Below are 19,063 nucleotides of genomic sequence, written 5' to 3' on the forward strand. Positions count from 1 at the left end.
AATTACCACTCATTAACTTTGTTCGCGTCCATCTTAATGAAAATAAATAAGAGGATACTGAAAGCAAAAAGGCTCGAACCTCCATACGAGAAGAAAGGTAATGGTACTCCAATTGTTGGGAATAACCTGATGAGCATCGTAATATTTACAAAGAAGTGCGCAAACAGGAAGGTAGCCACACAATAACCATAAACCCGGCTGAATTTGGTTTTTTGGTTTTCAGCCAGATAAATAATACGTAAGAAAAGGGCAACGAATAGCGCTATTACAATAACAGCACCTACAAACCCCCATTCTTCTCCAACAGTTGTAAAAATATAATCAGTGTGCTGCTCCGGAACAAAGCCTCCTTTGGTCTGTGTGCCTTCCAGAAATCCTTTTCCAAACCATCCTCCGGAACCAATGGCAATCATGGACTGGTTGAGGTTATATCCTTCATTCTTTAAATCGACATTTTGTCCAAAAAGTACATTGATTCTGTCTTTCTGGTGCGCTTCCAATACGTTGTCGTATACAAAGTCTACCGAATAGGTAAAGCCGGCAATCAGCACAAAAATAATGGCGGACGCTAATGGATTTCTGTTGATTCTTTTAGAAAGCAAAAACTGAATCAGTATAACAACCAAAGCTATAAGCAAAACAAAGTGTGGCTCAATAAGCAACGACATAAAAAACAAGAGTACGGCAAGAAATCCGGTCCATAAATACCACGCAGGCAATCCTTCACGATACAGTACAAAAACCAGGGCAACAAAAATCATAGCCGTTCCCGTGTCATGCACCAAAATAAGCAATAACGGAACACCCATAATGGCAAAGGCCTTTAACTGGTCGTTAAAGTTTTTCAGATTCACCTGTACGTCGCTCAGGTATTTTGCCAGAAGTAGCGCCGTTGAGGTCTTTACAAATTCTGAAGGCTGTAAAGTAAAACCGCCAATGCTGTACCAGTTGGTTTGTCCTTTGATGGTCTTTCCAAAAACAAAAAGCCCCAGTAAGGATATCAATCCGGCTATATAAAAGACAAAAGCATATTTTTCATAGATTTTGGCATCTACCGTAAGGACAACCAAAACCAAAGGAACAGTAAGGCAGATAAACAGAATCTGTTTTCCGTAAATCTGGCTGATATCAAAAATAGAGGTTTGCTCCAATGGTAACGAAGCAGAATAAATGTTGAGCCATCCCATGATTACCAGAAGGATAAACAGGAGTATAGTAATCCAGTCGATATTACTTGTTACGCTTTGGTTTTTCATTTAATATCTATTGATTTATTTTGAATGGCTTCCCACTTGTTACTTTAGCATATTCACTTTCGAGGCTTCCTTCCAGCATTCGTTTCTCTAAGTCGGTACGCGTAATTTTTGTTCTAAGATATTTTTCAATCATTAAACTGGCAATAGGACCTGCCCAACGAGCTCCCCAATATCCATTTTCAATAAATACGGCCAATGCAATTTTTGGATTGTCTTTTGGTGCAAAGGCAACAAAAATGGAGTGATCCTGTAACTGAGTTCGCACACCATTGATTTTCGTAAAGTTCTCAGCCGTACCTGTTTTACCGCAAATGTCAATACCTTCTACCTTAAGAGAACGTGCAGTTCCTTCGTTATAAACGGCAAAAAGACCCTCAATTACAGGTTTGAAATACTGCTTGTCTACTGTAGTGACATGCTTGGTCGTATATTTTTTATCAATCGTATGATTCTTGATTTTTTTGATGATATGAGGAGTGTAGTAATAACCTTCATTAGCTACGGCAGCCATCATATTGGCCAATTGTATTGGGGTGGTAGAAACTTCTCCCTGACCAATAGAATTGGAAATAATAGTCGTGCTTCTCCAGCCTCCGTTAGGATACCATCGCTTATAATATCTGGAATCCGGAATATGTCCTTTTCTTCCCGCAGGAAGGTCATAACCCATAAAATTTCCCAATCCAAAGCTTTTCAGGTGATTGCTCCAGGCGTCGACTCCATAGCTAGGCTTTGGATATTTGTTTATTGTCCTCATGAAAACATTGGCAAAATAGGTATTGCAGGAATGTGCTATTCCGGTATGGAGATTATTATTGCCGGAATCGTGGCATTTCATAAAGGCGCCACGGCCGTAGGAAAATCCATGGCTGCAATGAAAGGTCATGTTCTCATCGATAACTTCTTCTTGCAAGCCAATCAATCCGGTCATGATTTTAAAAGGAGAACCTGGAGGATACTCGGCTAAAAGTCCCCTGTCAAACAAAGGCATGGCAAGTGTGTCCTGGCTAAGTTTTAAATAGTTTTTGGAACGGTCTCTTCCCACCAAAATGGCAGGGTCATAAGACGGAGCCGAAACCAGTGCCAGAATTTCTCCTGATTTTGGCTCTAAAGCAACAATACCACCACGTTTGTTTATCATTAGTGATTCACCGTATTTTTGAAGCTCTATGTCTAATGTGAGCGTAACATCTTCACCTTGTACGGCAATCGTATCATAAATACCTTCTTTATATGAACCGATGTCGCGGTTAAAACGGTCTTTTTGGATGTATTTTACTCCTTTGGTTCCACGAAGAAATTCTTCATAGACTTCTTCAACGCCTTGTTTTCCAATTAAGTCCCCGCTTTTGTAGTATGGGTTCTTTTTAATGATGGCATCGTTTACCTGTGCGATATAACCAAAAACATTGGCAGCCGCATTGACCTGATAATCCCTGAGCGAACGTTTCTGTATGTAAAATCCCTGATATTTTCTGATTTTTTCCTGAAAGCCGGCATATTCCTTTTTGTTTAGCTGAGGTAAGAATACAGAAGGAAGCCTCGGACTGTAAACAGTCGCTTTGTTCATTTTGGTTATGAATTCTTCTTTTGTAATCTTTAAAAGCTTGCAGAACTCTAAAGTATCAATCTCCTTGACATCTTTTGGAATAACCATGACATCATACGAAGGTTGGTTTGCAACCAAAAGCACACCATTCCTGTCAAACATATAACCGCGTTCCGGATAATCGTATTTTATCTTGATGGCGTTGTTGTCAGACTTTTTGATAAAAGAGTCGTCGATAATCTGTAAATAAAAAAGCCTGGCCACAATCACAATTGCAGCTACAATTATTAAAGAGGGAAGAAGAAGTTTTCTCATCTTTTGGCAGTAGGCTTAAATATATAAATAATAACGATACAGAGAATTAATGTAAAAATTGAACTGAACAGGGTTCGCAATAAAATGTTGAGTATAAAGCTCAGTTTAAAAATTTCTAATAAGAATAATATGATGTGGTGTGTAAATACCGAAATCAAAAGAAATGAAAACCGTTCCGGGGTTAGCTTGTCGTTAATCTTCACCGTTTGGTACTCATAACTCACTCCAAAAGAAAACCTGAAGAATGTTGGCCTTACGTAGGCAAGAATAACACAGGCTGTGGCATGAACACCTCCCGAATCGCAAAACATATCCATAATAATGCCCAGGAAGAAACTCGCCAGTAACAAACCGGCCCTGTTTCCGTTTACCGGATAAAGAAGGATGAAAAGGATATAAGGATACGGATTCACATAGCCCCAGAAATCAATTTCATTAAAAATCAATACCTGTGCGGCAAGCAAAAGTATAAAGCGGGCGATATTTAATAATAGCGTACTATTCATTTTTTTCTTCCGTTTTAGCCTCTAATTCTTCAATCTCTTTTCGTTCATAGTTTTCCAGAACATACACATGCCCAAGATTTGTCATGTCATTGAAAAGACGTATGTTCAGGGTGAAATAATTCGTTTCCTTGTCAGTATAAATCTTATCGATTACGCCAATATTTATGTTTGGAGGGAATGTAACAGATTCGTTTCCGGTTACAATCGTATCGCCTTTTCGAACATTTGCCAGTCGGGGCACATCAATCAACTGTACAAAACCGGTACTTTTTCCATCCCAGCGCAATGTTCCGAAATGGTTCGATTTTTTAATACGCGCATTGATTTCCGATTTAACATTCAGAATACTGATTACCGTAGCATAGTTTTTTGAAGTATGCTCCACAATTCCAATGATTCCTAAGCTGTTGACAACCCCCATATCCGGTTTGATTCCCGCCTTGCTGCCTTCATCCAATGTCAGATAGTTTTCTTTTACATTGTAGGAGTTTTTAATAACCTTGGCTTGTACAATATTGATTTTTCCATATCCTTTCAAGCTGTCTCTCACTACAATTCCGGTGGAATCCTTAGCATTAAAAAGCATTTTTTTAAGGATAGCATTCTCTTTGGCAAGCTGTTCGTTCTGTGTTTTCAGATTCAGGTATTCCTGGACGCTATGGATTTTTTCATAGACGCCACCACTGATAAAATTAGCAGAAGTTACGGCCTTGCTTCTATGATAGGAATGCGATTGTATGGTAAGCACTAACGAGATGCCCAAAAGCAGCAAAAACAGCAACCTGTTGCTGTTTTTAAGTATAAAATTAAATATTTGCTGCATGAACTATGCTTGTTATTTTATTAATATGCTTCTGAATTTTGGGATGTTTTTAAGTGCCATTCCCGTTCCTCGGACTACCGCTCTTAAAGGGTCTTCTGCGATGTAAACCGGAAGGTCGGTTTTTTGTGAAATTCGTTTGTCTAATCCTCTCAGCATCGAACCTCCTCCTGCAAGATAAATACCCGTGTTGTAAATATCGGCTGCCAATTCCGGTGGTGTCTGTGATAAGGTTTCCATAACGGCATCCTCAATTCTTTGGATGGACTTGTCTAAAGCTTTGGCGATTTCCCTGAAAGAAACTTCTACCTGTTTTGGCTTTCCGGTTAGCAAGTCACGACCCTGAACCGACATGTCGTCTGGCGGGCTTTCCAAATCTTCGATGGCAGCACCGATTTCAATTTTTATTTTTTCGGCGGTACTTTCTCCAACGAAAAGGTTGTGCTGGGTTCTCATGTAATAAACAATGTCGTTTGTGAAAACGTCTCCCGCAATTTTTACCGATTTGTCACATACAATTCCTCCAAGAGCAATAACGGCAATTTCGGTTGTACCTCCACCTATGTCAACAATCATGTTTCCTTTTGGCTGCATGATGTCTACACCAATACCAATTGCCGCAGCCATTGGTTCGTGGATCAGGTAAACTTCTTTTCCATTTACACGCTCTGCGGATTCTTTTACCGCTCTCATCTCCACTTCTGTAATTCCGGACGGAATACAGATTACCATTCTCAAGGCTGGCGTAAACAATCTTTTCTTTAAGGCAGGAATGCTTTTTATAAACATGCTGATCATCTTTTCAGATGCGTCAAAGTCAGCAATAACCCCATCTTTCAAGGGCCTTATCGTTTTTATGTTTTCATGGGTTTTACCTTGCATCATGCTCGCTTCCTTACCAACGGCAATAATTTTGCCGGATACTCTGTCGCGAGCTACAATTGATGGGCTGTCAATCACAACTTTATCGTTGTGAATAATCAGGGTGTTGGCTGTACCAAGGTCTATTGCGATGTCCTCGGTCATGAAATCAAAAAATCCCATAAGTAATTTTAGGGTTTAAAAATGTTTATAAAATTTTAACATGCAAAGTTACATAATTTAATGTTTGAAATGACGTGTTCCTGTAAATACCATTACAACTTTATTTTCATTGCAGTAATTGATACTTAATTCGTCTTTTATCGAACCACCAGGCTGAATTACAGCAGTAATTCCGGCGTTATGAGCAATTTCCACGCAATCCGGGAAAGGGAAAAATGCATCACTTGCCATCACGGCGCCTTTCAAATCAAAATTAAAACTATTTGCTTTTTCTATTGCTTGTTTTAAAGCATCAACACGTGACGTTTGTCCTGTTCCTGATGCAATAAGTTGTTTGTTTTTTGCCAATACGATTGTATTGGATTTTGTGTTTTTGCAGATTTTTGACGCAAACAACAAATCTTCAGTTTCTCCTGAAGATGGGGGAGTTGTAGTAACGGTCTTTAAGTGCTCTTTATTGTCTGTTACATTGTCTTTATCTTGCACTAACAATCCGTTCAGACACGTACGAACCTGTTTTTGTGGAAGTTCGATGTCGTTTTGAACTAAAATTATTCGGTTTTTCTTTTCAGATAATATTTCAATTGCGGTTTCGTCATAGCCTGGAGCTATTACAACTTCACAGAATAGCTGGTTAATTTCCTTTGCTGTTTCTGTATCGATTTTTCCATTAGCAATAAGAACACCTCCAAATGCAGAAGTAGGGTCGCCTGCCAAAGCATCAAGATAGGCTGCTCTCATTGTGCTTCTTGTTGCTAATCCGCAAGCGTTGTTGTGCTTTAGGATGGCAAAAGTCGGATCGTCGTTTTTGAATTCCAGGATAAGGTTTACAGCAGCATCAACATCTAAAAGGTTGTTGTATGATAATTCTTTACCGTGGAGCTTTTTGAACATGGCGTCAAAATCTCCGAAGAAAAATCCTTTTTGGTGTGGATTTTCTCCATAACGCAAAATCTGGCCCTCTGCAACACTTGCTTTGTAGACAGTATCGTCTGTATTGAAATAATTAAAAATAGCCGTGTCATAGTGTGACGAAACATGGAACGCTTTTGTGGCGAACAGTTTTCTGTCTTCCAGTGTCAGGGCTCCGTTTTGTTTTGTAATTACCTCAAGGAAATCGGCATACTGGTCTACAGAAGCCACAATTACCGTGTCCTTGAAGTTTTTAGCGGCAGCACGGATTAGGGAAATACCGCCAATGTCAATTTTTTCTATGATGTCAGCTTCCGAAGCACCGGAGGCTACTGTTTTTTCAAAAGGATATAAGTCAACAATTACCAAATCAATCTGCGGAATCTGATATTCTTCCATCTGCTGAACATCACCTTCATGGTCCTGGCGGTTCAGGATACCGCCAAAAATTTTTGGGTGTAATGTTTTTACTCTCCCTCCTAAGATTGACGGATAAGAAGTCACATCTTCTACAGGAACTACAGGTATTCCAAGATTTTTGATAAAATCTTCTGTTCCTCCGGTAGAATAAAAGGTTACATTTTGCTCATGCAGTTTTCTCACGATTGGCTCCAGTCCGTCTTTCGAAAAGACTGAAATCAAGGCCGATTTGATAGTTTTTGAAGTACTCATTGTGTTGTTGTGTTTAAAGGTGCAAAAGTAGCTATTGTAAGTTTAACTATAAAACAATAAATACATGTTTTTTAGGTTTTTTTCAAGATTTATTTCGAGTGGGAGTTTAGGCTTTTGGAAGCTGTTTTTATGAGCGGATTTATGTTTGAAAAATTTTACCTGCGAAGCTTCTTACGGGTACGCCTGTTGCTATTTTTCTTTTTCAGAGAAATATGGAAGTTTTTTTAGGAAATTGTATTAAAATTACTGAATTTTACAGAGACTCAAATTCGGCTTTATGGTTGTATATCTGCGCTTGCTGCGAGAAAGTTTTGGCTTTGCCCTGAATGCGTTACGCAATAATAAATTGCGGACCATTCTTTCGCTTCTTGGTGTCACCATAGGGATTTTTTCTATCATCGCCGTATTAACGGCAGTTGATTCTCTGGATAGAAAGATTAAAAGTGATATGAGCACATTGGATAAAAACACGATGTATCTGAAACGTTTTCCTTTTGGTCCGTCTGAAGTGCCGCGTTGGAAAAGGGACCAGTACCCGAATGTGACTTATGAAGAGTATGATTATCTCAAGAATGCGGTAAATGGTATGGACAAATCTACCTACCAGTTATTTACAAAACGTGAGATTGTAAAATACGATACCAAATCGGTCAGCGATGTCAATATTGTTCCTGCTACTTATGAATTTGTTGAAATTCAGCCCCAAAAGATAAAGGAAGGCCGCTTTTTTAATGAATCGGAGTCCAATTCAGGAACGCCAGTTGCCATAATTGGTTATGAGGTTGCCAACAGCCTTTTTGGAAATATGGACCCGATAGGAAAAAAAATCAGGTTGTATGGCCAGCGGTTTACCGTAATTGGAGTTCTGGAAAAACAGGGACAGGGGATGTTTGGTGAAAACAATGATATTTCAGCATTCATTCCTGTCAATTTTTTAAGAAATAAGTTTGGAGACCATAATGATTCCATGACGCCAATCATCATCATTAAGCCTGATCCGGGTGTTGATGTTGATGCGTTTAAAGGCGAAATCATTCAAAAGTTGCGTAACAAAAGAGGACTGAAAGTAGGGAGTGAGGATAACTTTTTTATTGATGTGTTGTCTGGTTTTACAGATTTGATTGATGGGATTGTAGGGACGATGAATATGATTGGATGGGCCATAAGTTTCTTTTCGCTTTTAGTTGGTGGATTTGGTGTCGCCAATATTATGTTTGTATCGGTAAAAGAGCGGACTAACCTGATTGGAATACAGAAATCATTAGGTGCAAAAAATAAGTTTATTTTATTGCAATTCCTGTTTGAAGCTATCATATTGTGTCTGATAGGTGGGGTGATAGGTTTGTTAATGGTGTGGGGAATTGCGGCTATCCTGACTAGTGCCTTGGATTTTGAGTTTGTACTTGGTTTTAGGAATATTGTTATTGGAACAACTCTGGCAGCTTTTATAGGACTGGTGTCCGGAATATTGCCGGCTGTTTCAGCTTCCCGATTGGATCCGGTTGAAGCCATCAGGACAGGAATGTAAAAACAGAAAAAACAGACAAAAAAAATCCCGATGTTTTCATCGGGATTTTTTTTGTCTTATTTCTTATCGGATTGGATTGTTAAGAATCAAATCCAGGTATAAATTTATCTTGTTTTTCAACTCTTTTCTAGGAGTAATAAAATCTAAGAAACCGTGTTCTAAGACGAATTCTGCAGTCTGGAAACCTTCAGGAAGGTCTTTTCCTGTTGTGTCTTTTACAACACGAGGTCCTGCAAATCCAATCAAGGCTCCCGGCTCAGAAATGTTAACGTCGCCCAACATTGCATAGGATGCTGTTGTTCCTCCGGTAGTAGGATCAGTACATAAAGAGATGTATGGAATTTTAGCTTCAGCTAATTGAGCCAATTTTGCAGAAGTTTTTGCCAACTGCATCAAAGAGTAGGCTGCTTCCATCATTCTTGCTCCTCCTGATTTTGAAATCATTAGGAAGGGGATGTTGTTTTTGATAGAATAATCAATTCCTCTTGCAATTTTTTCACCCACTACGGCACCCATAGAACCGCCAATAAAAGCAAAATCCATACAGCAAACGACCAGGTCTTTTCCTTTTGATTTTCCTACTGCTGTTCTAACCGCATCTTTCAGCTTGGTTTTTTCCATAGCGTCTTTTAGTCGGTCTGAGTATTTTTTAGTATCCACGAAATGTAGCGGATCCTTCGATGTCATTTTAGCATCCAATTCCTTGAATTCGTTATTGTCGAACAAAATCTCGAAATATTCCTTGCTTCCAATTCTAACGTGAAATCCGTCTTCCGGGCTCACATATAAATTTCGTGCTAATTCATCTGCATCTACGATTTTTCCGGTAGGCGACTTATACCAAAGTCCCTTAGGAACATCTTTCTTGTCTTCTGTAGCGGTAGTAATTCCTTTTTCTGTTCTTTTAAACCAAGCCATATTTACTTATTTATGGTTAATTGTGAATTATATAAAAAATAAATTCCAGACACTAATAGCATTAGCATCTGGAATTTGATATTACAAAGTGTTTACATTGTTCAGGTCTTTGAAAGCCTGCTCTAATCGGGTGTTGAAAGTAACTTCTCCTTCGCGGATCCATTTTCTTGGATCGTAATATTTTTTATTTGGAGCTTCAGGTCCTTCCGGATTTCCGATTTGGGTTTTCAGATAGTCAATATTCTTAACGATATAATCCCTGATTCCTTCCGTGAAAGCAAATTGCAGGTCTGTATCGATGTTCATCTTGATAACACCATATCCAATAGCTTCTCTGATTTCTTCCAAAGTTGATCCGGAACCTCCGTGGAATACGAAATCTACAGGATTGTGTCCTGTGTTGAATTTGTTCTGTACGTATTCTTGTGAATTTCTAAGGATTTTTGGCGTAAGCTTTACGTTTCCTGGTTTGTATACTCCGTGAACGTTTCCGAAAGCAGCAGCTACTGTAAAACGAGGGCTGATTTTTAGAAGTTCTTCATAAGCATAGGCTACTTCTTCAGGCTGCGTATATAATTTAGAACTGTCTACATCAGAATTGTCAACTCCGTCTTCTTCTCCACCTGTAATTCCAAGCTCGATTTCAAGAGTCATTCCTAATTTGGACATTCTTTTCAGGTATTCTTTACAGATTTCGATGTTTTCTTCAATTGGCTCTTCAGACAGGTCAATCATGTGAGAACTGAAAAGCGGTTTTCCTGTTTCGGCAAAATGTTTTTCAGATGCATCCAAAAGTCCGTCAATCCAAGGCAATAATTTTTTTGCACAGTGGTCTGTATGTAAAATAACAGTTGCTCCATAAGCTTCTGCCAGGGTGTGGATGTGTTTTGCACCGGCAATAGCTCCTGCAATAGCTGCTTTTTCGTTTTCGTTAGATAAGCCTTTTCCGGCATTGAAGATGGCACCGCCATTTGAGAACTGTATGATAACCGGAGCTTTTAATTTTGCAGCAGTCTCTAAAACGCCATTAATTGTGCTTGAGCCTGTTACGTTTACGGCAGGCAGTGCAAAGCCTTTTTCTTTTGCGTATTTGAAAATCTCCTGTACTTGATCCCCGGTTGCAACTCCTGGTTTTATATTATGAGCCATTGTGTTTTTTGTTTATAGTTAAAGGTTACAAAAATAATAATTTCTGAAATTAGAATGGGTAATTAATTCCAATATTTAATACGGAGTGGCCTAAATTGTAATCTTTGAACCATCTGCCACCTACTTCTTTGGCAGGGTCATAGGTCTTGAACCCTATGTCCAGACGGATAACAAAGAAGTTGAAGTCATATCGGAATCCAAATCCGGAACCTATAGCAATATTCTCCAAAGAACGTATTCCTGTGAAAGTTGATTTTGGGTCTTTTACATCATCCAGTACGTTCCAGATGTTTCCTGCATCCCCAAAAATAGCACCGTTTAGTTTTCCTAACATTTTGAATCGGAGTTCAGCGCTGTATAGAATTTTTAAGTTAGCCTCGTTGAAGTCGTTAATGCTTCCGCTGCTTCCTGGTCCAAGTCCGTAAGACTGCCAGGCCCGGTTGTCATTGGAACCTCCTGCAAAGTAACTTCGTGAAAAGGGAATGTTGTTTGAATTTCCGTAAGGTATTGCTATTCCGAAAAAAGCGCGCATGGCCAATACCCTGTTGCCGGATAATCCCCAGTGTTTTATGAAATCAAGCTCTCCTTTAACATATTGCGAATATTCAACCTGGAGGATGGTTTTGTTGCCCAAAGAATTTTTAGGCTGTTTGGCAATGTCTGAAATCAGTCCTAAAAAGTTTCCGGCAGACTCGATTTTGGTCTTAAAAATCCAGAAATTGTTATCAAGCAGGTCGGTTTTCGTGTTTTTAGTATAGGTATAGCTGGAAGCAAAGATCAGGTTGTTTTCTGTCAATCGGTCTTTTCTTTCAGAAATACTTTCGATTACTCTTAAATCTTCCGGACTTGTTACAATGGTTGGATTAGGTCCGGTTACATCCTGAAGGAATCCGTTTGTTCCGGATTCTATAATAAGGTCGCCATTGGCATTAAAATAATCCGGATTAACCTGGCTGGCATAATCTCTTGCCACGTCATTTAATCTTCCGTAAGACGAACGGTACACATTAAAATAATTCGCCTTATTGATGTTTTTTACATATTGTATATTAAACAGGTCGAAACGGGAAGTTGTATTTCGTTTCGGACTCCAGGTGTAATACATTGAAGCCGTCAGATTCTCTTTGTCCAAACCTATATTTTGCTGTTTTGCAAAACCAAGACTGAAAACAGTGTTAGGAATCATGTTTTTTGCAATAAGCTTGTCCGTATTAAAAGGAGAAAAGAATCGCGGAATGTTTAACTTAACGTCAGCACCATATTCTGACAGGTTAAAAAACACGTTGTTTGGATTTGCAATTCCTAAATCTGTTGAAGAACCGATATTGCCCCTAAGTGATAGCTCTAAGGTTTCCGCACCCCTGAAAAGGTTACGGAATGTTCCTGTCATACTGCCTGAAATACCAAAGTTCTGTATGTTGGAATGCGTCACGTCTGCTGAAGCACCAAAGCTAAACTTCTTTCGGGGCGTAAGGTAGATGTTTGCAATAAGTGAAGATTCATTGACATCTGTCGAATCTTCTACAAACTGTATGTTTGGATAGTTGAAAACGCGAAGGTTATTCAGAGACCTGGAAGTTGCTGTTCTTCTAAAATCGGCATAGGTGCTTCCTTTTGAAATAAAAATAGCATCGGTCAATGCTTTTGGTCTGTAACGCAGTTTGTCTTTACTATAAATATTAAAGTTGTTGTAGATAGCGCTGTCAGCAACCTTAACCCGATTGCTATTGGAAGGACTGTCTGTAAAGATATTTACTTCGCTTATTTTATAAAGTTTGAAAGGTTTTGTGATGGTAGTATCGCCAACGCGTACGTTACGGTCTGATATTTTCAGGTTCACGTGGGTTTTATGATTCGTATCAATCGAGTCGCAAACAAAATTAATATTGGTTGGCTGGAAATAATAGGCTCCGTTATTTCTGAAGTTTGTGGTAATACGCTCGCGTTCAGCCTCAAAGTTTACAGATTTGAATTGCTGTCCGGGAATGATAAGCGTTTTATTTTTGTTCTTTTCATATAGCGAATCCAGTGCGGGCGTTGCTATTTCTCTGTAAAGGGAGTCTATAATATAGGGTTCGCCGGTGGTTACTGTATATTGTATCTGTCCTTTTTTGTTAGGAAGCGTATCAATTTTATAAGATGTTTTTGCATTGAAGAAACCATTATTGAAATAATAGGCACGCAGTCGTGCTGTTGATTTCTTGGCCCTTGCCTCATCAATAATAACCGGAGGCTCACCGGTTCTTTTCAGGAAGTTATGAAAGCCGGAATAGAAAAAGGATTTTCCTAAACGTTCTACCTGTTTCTTGGAAAGCAATTTGGAAAGCCTTTCGTATTTTTTTGGATTGGCGTTCATTTTGGCCTTAAAGGAAGAATCCGGATTCTGCTTGGCAAGATTATATAAATTCAATCGCAGGTTATATCCCAGAATGGTGCTGTTGGGCTTTTGGTATAGAAGATTACCTATAGCCTCGTCTTTTGTGATCTGGTCATTTACAACAATTTCATTCTTTGTTAAAAGCCTTTTTCCTTCCGGAACTCTTTTTACAGTGTTACAGGCGGTAAATATGATTCCTATTAGAAGAAATAGTGATATTTTTGTGCTTATCTTTTTCAAGTGTCGGGCATATTTAATTCAAAAATACATTTTTTATGGTTAGCAAAAACCAAATAAAATTAATAACGGGCTTACAGCAGAAAAAATTCAGAAAAGAGCACCAATTATTTTTTGCCGAAGGCAAAAAAGTGATTCAGGAACTAATCCATTCTGAATTTTTTCTGGAATATCTATTTACGACAACCGCGGTTTTTCCTGACGTAAATCCAAAAAAGATAATAAACATTTCCGAAAGCGAATTGAAAAAGATTAGCGCCCTGACTACTCCAAATGATTGTCTTGCCGTTTTCAGAAAACCGGAATCTAAAAAGATAAACGAAACCGGATTGATTGTTGCGTTGGATGACATCCGCGACCCGGGAAATCTGGGCACTATAATACGTTTATGTGATTGGTTTGGCATCTCCGAATTGGTCTGTTCTGAGGAAACGGTTGATATTTATAATCCTAAGGTTGTGCAGGCTACTATGGGTTCAATCGCGCGGGTGAATGTTAGTTATGTAAATCTTGAAAAGTTTATATCCGAAACTAATTTGCCTGTTTTTGGAACTTTCATGGACGGTGACAACATTTATAAGACTGAATTACCGAAAGAAGGAATTATTGTCATGGGCAATGAGGCCAACGGAATTTCATCTCAAATTGAACAAACCGTGAATCATAGGCTGGCTATTCCGAGATTTGGAAATCTACAGTTAACAGAAAGCCTTAATGTGGCTACTGCTACTGCCATTATCCTAAGCGAATTCAAAAGAAGCTAAGTCTATTGGAAAGTAAAATTGACAAAAACGCCTCTGGTTTTCATTGAACCGACATTGCTCGTCCATGGACTGTTTGGGTCATTATCACGAATTAACTCATCATCCAATCCGAATATGCCCCGGATAGAAGGAGAAAATTTGAAATATTCCAGATATAAATCAACTCCAAATCCCAGTTCGTAATTATTTGTCCATTGTTTCATTCTGAAACGGTCATTTAAGTTGTCTTCTTTTGACTTTGAATTACTGCCCAGATTTAGGGAAGTTGAAACACCACCAACTAAAAACGGACGGATATTTCCGGTTCTCATCGAAGAAAACTTTAATAATAAAGGGAAATGGATATAAGTCGACTTTACTTGTCTTAAAGCATCACTTTCACTCTCAAAGCCTGGGAAAAGAAGGTCTCTTTGCGTATAGTATAATCCGGGTTCAAAGCGAAGGTCGATATATTCGTGCAGCCTTAAATTTCCTATAAGACCTACGTTAAATCCGGTTGTCCCTTTCACTTGTATTTCTTTTCCAGGCTGCTTATAATCGAATTTAAAGTCATAGGCATTAAATCCGAGGAAATAACCCCAATGGACACGCTGTTTATCCCAGTTTTCCAAATTGATAATAGGGTCTTTGCTGAATAGGTTGGTGCCAAATTGTGCCTGACTATTCAAGGAAAGGGATAAAAGAAGAATCGCAAATATTTTTTTCATATTTATTTCTTAGAGGCAGAGTAAATGGTTGCAACTCCAAAGGTTTGTGGTTGGTCTGCAACTTCTATAAACCCAATTTTTCTCAAAATATTGTTTAAGGCTTCGCCAAAAGGAAAAACTGACGCAGATTCTGAAAGATAGCCATAGGCGGCATTGTCTTTAGAAAACAGCTTTCCTATAAGAGGAAGGATGTTTTTTGTATAGAAATTATAAAATTGTTTATAAGGTGATTTTGTTGGATTCGAAGTTTCTAAAATAACAAAAATTCCGCCAGGTTTAAGTACACGCAGGATTTCTGATAGTCCTTTTTCAAGATGTTCAAAGTTTCTGACTCCAAAAGCAACCGTAATGGCATCAAAAGAATTGTCCTCAAAAGGCATATTTTCTGAATCGGCCTGAATCATTTCGATTCTGTCTGAAAGGTTTTTGGCTTCGATTTTTTTTCTTCCCACTTCCAGCATTCCTGCGGAAATATCAAGCCCTATTATTTTTGAAGCCTTGGTCTGTGACATTAATATGGCCAAATCTCCCGTTCCGGTAGCAATATCTAAAATGGTTTCCGGTTGTTTTGAGGCTACAATCTTCAATACTTTTTTTCTCCATTTGATATCGATACCAAAAGAGATAACGCGGTTTAATCCGTCGTATTTTCCGGAAATCGTATCAAACATTTGCTCAACCTGCTCTTTCTTTCCTAAAGAAGAACCTTTATAGGGAGTGACGTTCTCTGACATTTTCAATAGTTTGCGCAAAGATAAACTATTATAATTGATAACAAACAACATCAATTTAATATGGTTGAGTTGTTTTAAGAACGGGTAGGCAGAGGGTCACTAAATTAGGTTAGAAAAAAATTTACCAAAATTAGGCGATTGCGCTGCGTATTTATATTGTGCAATTTTACATTGTTAAACAAAACAATTCAATCACATGTTTTCAAGGTTATTAATAGCAGAACTGAAATGGATACTACTGGCACTAGCTATCTCATTTTTTCTTGTGAACAGTATCGACGGCGGCGTTTTTAAAAGCGACGCCGAAATTGGGGTGCCACAAACGTTCTTAGGGTTAAATTTGTTTTTGGAAATTTTAGTTTTTTTCGTTTTTAGTACCTTTGTGGTATTTGGTATTAAAGGCTTTTTTGAGATGTATTCTCGAAAATTTGCCAATGTCATTATCTTCATCTCCGGAGTTTTGATGGCGGCACTAATATTTATTTTAAGTTATCAGATACTGTCTATAGAGTAGTTGTTTTCTGAGAAAATAGTATTGAATCGTTTAACTATGAACATCCTGGAATTTTTTCAGGATGTTTTTTTTTGATAGGTATCAGGCAGTTATGTCAAATCAAGGAATGGCGGATTTTAGCCACGTATTAGAATGATTAGACCCATTTAAAGATTCCATATAAAACGAAAAGAGACTCGAAAAAGACTCGCTTTCAAAACATTCTTTCAAAAGACTTTAATTACTTTGCGGCTCTGCGCCTTTGCGTGAAATAATTGCCCGCAAAGGCGCAGAGCCGCAAAACAGGACAATTTATAAAGCCTATATGTAAGAATCTTTTTTGGCGAAAAAATCCCTGATAATCAATTTTTATTTTCTTGCGAAAGTCTGAAAACTGAAATCAACTTTGTGTTTTTCATCGGCTGGATGGTATTCTTCAGAAATCAATTCCCATTCGTTACGGTCTATTTCAGGAAAGAAGGCATCGGCTTCAAACGAATCATGAACTCTTGTGAGTTCGATTGTGTCGGCAAACGGCATTCCGAGGTTGTAGATTTCGCCTCCGCCAATAATAAAAATATCTTCATCTTTAGGACACGCGGCAATGGCGTTTTCCATGCTGTCAACCACAATGCATCCTTCCGGAGCATATTTTTTCTGACGGGTTATGATGACATGAGTACGGTTAGGTAAAGGTTTGGGAAAGCTTTCAAAAGTTTTTCTTCCCATAATAATATGATGCCCTGTAGTGATTGCTTTAAACCGTTTAAAGTCATCCGGTAAGTGCCAAAGCATGGCATTGTCTTTTCCAAGAGCGTTGTTTTCTGCAGCAGCAGCAATTAGGGTAATCATCAGGAAGGTATTTAAGATTGTGGGTTGTTGTCGATTTTAGACTGCAATTGCTGTATTTTTCGTTCTTGTTTTGCGACCAGTTTGTCAATTTGGGACCTTTCCCAGTTTTTGTTCATGAAGCTATCAGTAATAAATACCCGTATAAAATGAAGAACAAAGATAAATGCCCAAACGACTATAGCCCATAAATCCCAATTAGAGCCCGGGTAAATGTCGAGGTCTAATACTCTGTGAATGATGAGGAAAAAAATACTTCCAACAAAGAACAGGATAAAGTGGAAATACAGACGTTTTTTCTGTTTCATCCTGCGACGGGCATATTCGTAGAGTTCGTGTTGGTTATTTTCCATACGATAGAAATTTGATTTTAAAGATAAGATTTATTTTTAAAATTTAAAAAAGCTACTGAAGAATGTTTTTTATTAGTCGATATGAATAGCTATTGGCAGAGCCAAAGAGATTCTGGCGAACATTCCTCTGACTTTTCCCGGCTTCCATCCATTATATTTTTTTACAATTCGTTTGGCTTCCAGGTCTAATTGTCCGCCTAAGCCTTTTAGTATTTTTATGTTGGCTACCGAACCGTCTTTTTCAACGATAAAACTCACAATGATTTTGTCACTAACAGGAGTGTCGACATTCTCAATATGAAAATTTGCTGCCACATATTTATAAAAATTTGTCATTCCTTTGTAGGGTTCCGGATTTTCAAGGATTTCACGATAAGGATATTTTTGAGAATCAGAATCCGTACTTTCACCGGAGATAAGGTTTCCTTCTTTGTAAAACTCTATAAAAGTAGCTTTCGTAGTTGTGTTGCTGCCTTTCCATTCGCCTTCCTTGAGGCCATTTTTTATTTTGCCGCTGGATTTTCCGCCATAACTTTCCTCTTCATAGACGCCGTTTCCATCTTTGACGGTCTGTTTTCCTTTGGCGTCATAAAATTGATTGATTTTTAAATTCCCGATTGTTTTTTCTGTATCAAAATACTCGGCATCCATTTGTAATTTGCCGTTTTCATACCAGGTTTTATAAGGGCCTGTTGGGTTAGAGTTGGTATAACTTTCTTCGCTTTTTTTATTGCCGTTTTCGTAATATGTTATGAATTTTCCGGTTTTGTTATAGCCAAGACTGTCGGTGGTTTTTCCTTCTGCATACAGTTTTCCGGAACGATAATAATTTCTTACTTCATAAGAATCGCTCGGGATATTATGGTTTTTTACAATCTTGTAATACGTATAATCGTCCTTGACTGTTGGGTTTTCCAGAGAATCCAGGAGCGTTTTTTTGTCTTTCCCGTCTTGTGCCAATAGGAAGACAGGCATCATTAAAAATAATACCGAAAGTAGAACTGATCTCATAGTGTAAATTAGTTTTAAACCGCGACTGCTCCTTTAATGTGAGGGTGCGGCTCATAGCCTTCTAAAGTAAAGTCCTCAAATTTGAAATCGAAAATATTTTTGACATTTGGATTTAAAATCATTTTTGGCAGCGGTTTCGGGTCGCGGGAAAGCTGCAACTCTAACTGTTCAATATGATTGTTGTAAATATGCGCGTCACCAAAAGTATGGATAAAATCTCCCGGTTTTAAATCGCAAACCTGAGCAATCATCAATGTCAATAATGCATAAGATGCTATGTTAAAAGGCACTCCTAAAAAGATATCGGCGCTTCTTTGATATAACTGGCAGGATAATTTGCCATCTGCTACATAAAACTGAAAAAAGGCGTGGCAGGGTGGAAGTGCTACTTTTCCGTTTGCAACATTTTCTGCGAAAGATTTGGAAGTATCCGGTAAAACAGATGGGTTCCATGCAGAAACCAGCATTCTTCTGCTGTTTGGATTGGTTTTTAATATTTCAATCAGTTCGGTAATCTGGTCGATTTCTTCGCTGTTCCAGTTTCGCCATTGATGGCCATAAACCGGACCGAGTTCGCCATTTTCATCTGCCCACTCGTCCCAGATTTTTACTCCGTTTTCATTTAAATAGCCAATATTCGTATCGCCTTTCAGAAACCACAACAGTTCGTAGATGATAGATTTAAGGTGCAGCTTTTTGGTAGTAACCATAGGAAAACCTTCAGAAAGGTCAAAGCGCATCTGATAACCAAAAACGCTTTTTGTTCCGGTTCCGGTTCTGTCTCCTTTTTGTGTTCCTGTTTCGAGAACGTGCTTTACTAAATCTAAATATTGTTGCATCTTTCTAGGCTTTAGGCTGTTTTAATACGT

18 protein-coding genes are annotated in these 19,063 nt (G+C 38.4%); 3 read left to right on the forward strand and 15 right to left on the reverse strand.

All coding sequences use genetic code 11. The annotated features are described in order from the left end of the window. Nucleotides 1-2 precede the first annotated feature (2 nt). The 6 genes from rodA to purH are packed head-to-tail and all read right to left on the reverse strand — an operon-like array spanning nt 3 to nt 7,074. Nucleotides 3-1,256: a rod shape-determining protein RodA gene (gene rodA, locus ASG38_RS13925; RefSeq protein WP_056072226.1), complete on the reverse strand. Its 1,254-nt coding sequence runs from the start codon at nt 1,254-1,256 to the stop codon at nt 3-5. Nucleotides 1,257-1,263: 7 nt separating this feature from the next. Continuing rightward, nucleotides 1,264-3,120 (reverse strand): penicillin-binding protein 2, encoded by a 1,857-nt coding sequence (gene mrdA, locus ASG38_RS13930; protein ID WP_056072230.1) that lies wholly within the window; start codon nt 3,118-3,120, stop codon nt 1,264-1,266. Then, a complete protein-coding gene (locus ASG38_RS13935) occupies nt 3,117-3,626 on the reverse strand; it encodes a hypothetical protein (RefSeq protein ID WP_056072233.1) in 510 nt (169 codons plus the stop codon). The genes mrdA and ASG38_RS13935 overlap by 4 nt, the downstream gene beginning before the upstream one ends. Then, a complete protein-coding gene (gene mreC, locus ASG38_RS13940) occupies nt 3,619-4,449 on the reverse strand; it encodes a rod shape-determining protein MreC (RefSeq protein ID WP_056072236.1) in 831 nt (276 codons plus the stop codon). Before mreC ends, ASG38_RS13935 begins: the two co-directional genes overlap by 8 nt. Nucleotides 4,450-4,461: 12 nt before the next feature. Further along, nucleotides 4,462-5,490, reverse strand: a complete 1,029-nt coding sequence (locus tag ASG38_RS13945) for a rod shape-determining protein (RefSeq protein ID WP_056072239.1) — start codon at nt 5,488-5,490, stop codon at nt 4,462-4,464. Between the two features lie 57 nt (nt 5,491-5,547). After that, nucleotides 5,548-7,074, reverse strand: coding sequence for a bifunctional phosphoribosylaminoimidazolecarboxamide formyltransferase/IMP cyclohydrolase (gene purH, locus ASG38_RS13950; RefSeq protein WP_056072242.1), 1,527 nt, complete (start codon nt 7,072-7,074; stop codon nt 5,548-5,550). A gap of 277 nt (nt 7,075-7,351) precedes the next feature. Here purH and ASG38_RS13955 point away from each other — a divergent pair, with 277 nt between their 5' ends. After that, entirely contained in the window at nt 7,352-8,602 is a 1,251-nt protein-coding gene (locus ASG38_RS13955; protein ID WP_056072245.1) for an ABC transporter permease, read from the forward strand. 63 nt (nt 8,603-8,665) lie between these two features. Here the strand turns inward: ASG38_RS13955 and accD are convergent, their stop codons facing one another. The 3 genes from accD to ASG38_RS13970 form a co-directional block, all read right to left on the reverse strand. After that, nucleotides 8,666-9,520 carry an acetyl-CoA carboxylase, carboxyltransferase subunit beta gene (gene accD, locus ASG38_RS13960; RefSeq protein ID WP_056072248.1) on the reverse strand — a complete coding sequence of 285 codons (855 nt, stop codon included), beginning with the start codon at nt 9,518-9,520 and terminating at the stop codon, nt 8,666-8,668. An 81-nt stretch (nt 9,521-9,601) separates the two neighbouring features. Then, nucleotides 9,602-10,669, reverse strand: coding sequence for a class II fructose-bisphosphate aldolase (gene fbaA / locus ASG38_RS13965; protein ID WP_056072251.1), 1,068 nt, complete (start codon nt 10,667-10,669; stop codon nt 9,602-9,604). 49 nt (nt 10,670-10,718) lie between these two features. Further along, complete coding sequence (locus ASG38_RS13970) at nt 10,719-13,286, reverse strand: BamA/TamA family outer membrane protein (RefSeq protein WP_101470714.1); 2,568 nt, start codon at nt 13,284-13,286, stop codon at nt 10,719-10,721. Nucleotides 13,287-13,321: 35 nt separating this feature from the next. Between ASG38_RS13970 and ASG38_RS13975 the strand changes: the two genes are divergently transcribed. Beyond that, entirely contained in the window at nt 13,322-14,047 is a 726-nt protein-coding gene (locus ASG38_RS13975; protein ID WP_056072254.1) for an RNA methyltransferase, read from the forward strand. A 2-nt stretch (nt 14,048-14,049) separates the two neighbouring features. Here ASG38_RS13975 and ASG38_RS13980 read toward each other — a convergent pair whose 3' ends face one another. Both ASG38_RS13980 and ubiE read right to left on the reverse strand, forming a co-directional pair. Then, on the reverse strand, nt 14,050-14,754 hold the full coding sequence (locus tag ASG38_RS13980; RefSeq protein ID WP_056072257.1) for a porin family protein: 705 nt from the start codon (nt 14,752-14,754) through the stop codon (nt 14,050-14,052). Between the two features lie 2 nt (nt 14,755-14,756). Further along, a complete protein-coding gene (ubiE, locus tag ASG38_RS13985) occupies nt 14,757-15,488 on the reverse strand; it encodes a bifunctional demethylmenaquinone methyltransferase/2-methoxy-6-polyprenyl-1,4-benzoquinol methylase UbiE (RefSeq protein ID WP_056072260.1) in 732 nt (243 codons plus the stop codon). A 196-nt stretch (nt 15,489-15,684) separates the two neighbouring features. On the opposite strand from ubiE, the gene ASG38_RS13990 reads away from it, so the two are divergent. After that, on the forward strand, nt 15,685-16,002 hold the full coding sequence (locus ASG38_RS13990; protein WP_235498598.1) for a hypothetical protein: 318 nt from the start codon (nt 15,685-15,687) through the stop codon (nt 16,000-16,002). Nucleotides 16,003-16,350: 348 nt separating this feature from the next. Here the strand turns inward: ASG38_RS13990 and ASG38_RS13995 are convergent, their stop codons facing one another. The 4 genes from ASG38_RS13995 to ASG38_RS14010 form a co-directional block, all read right to left on the reverse strand. Further along, nucleotides 16,351-16,833, reverse strand: a complete 483-nt coding sequence (locus tag ASG38_RS13995; RefSeq protein ID WP_056072262.1) for a dihydrofolate reductase — start codon at nt 16,831-16,833, stop codon at nt 16,351-16,353. Nucleotides 16,834-16,844: 11 nt separating this feature from the next. After that, a complete protein-coding gene (locus ASG38_RS14000) occupies nt 16,845-17,183 on the reverse strand; it encodes a 2TM domain-containing protein (RefSeq protein ID WP_056072265.1) in 339 nt (112 codons plus the stop codon). Between the two features lie 72 nt (nt 17,184-17,255). Continuing rightward, nucleotides 17,256-18,194 (reverse strand): energy transducer TonB, encoded by a 939-nt coding sequence (locus ASG38_RS14005; protein WP_082482226.1) that lies wholly within the window; start codon nt 18,192-18,194, stop codon nt 17,256-17,258. Nucleotides 18,195-18,208: 14 nt separating this feature from the next. Further along, nucleotides 18,209-19,033, reverse strand: a complete 825-nt coding sequence (locus ASG38_RS14010; RefSeq protein WP_056072271.1) for a thymidylate synthase — start codon at nt 19,031-19,033, stop codon at nt 18,209-18,211. Between the last annotated feature and the right edge of the window lie 30 nt (nt 19,034-19,063).

The organism is Flavobacterium sp. Leaf359 (assembly GCF_001423985.1).
Lineage (GTDB): Bacteria > Bacteroidota > Bacteroidia > Flavobacteriales > Flavobacteriaceae > Flavobacterium > Flavobacterium lindanitolerans.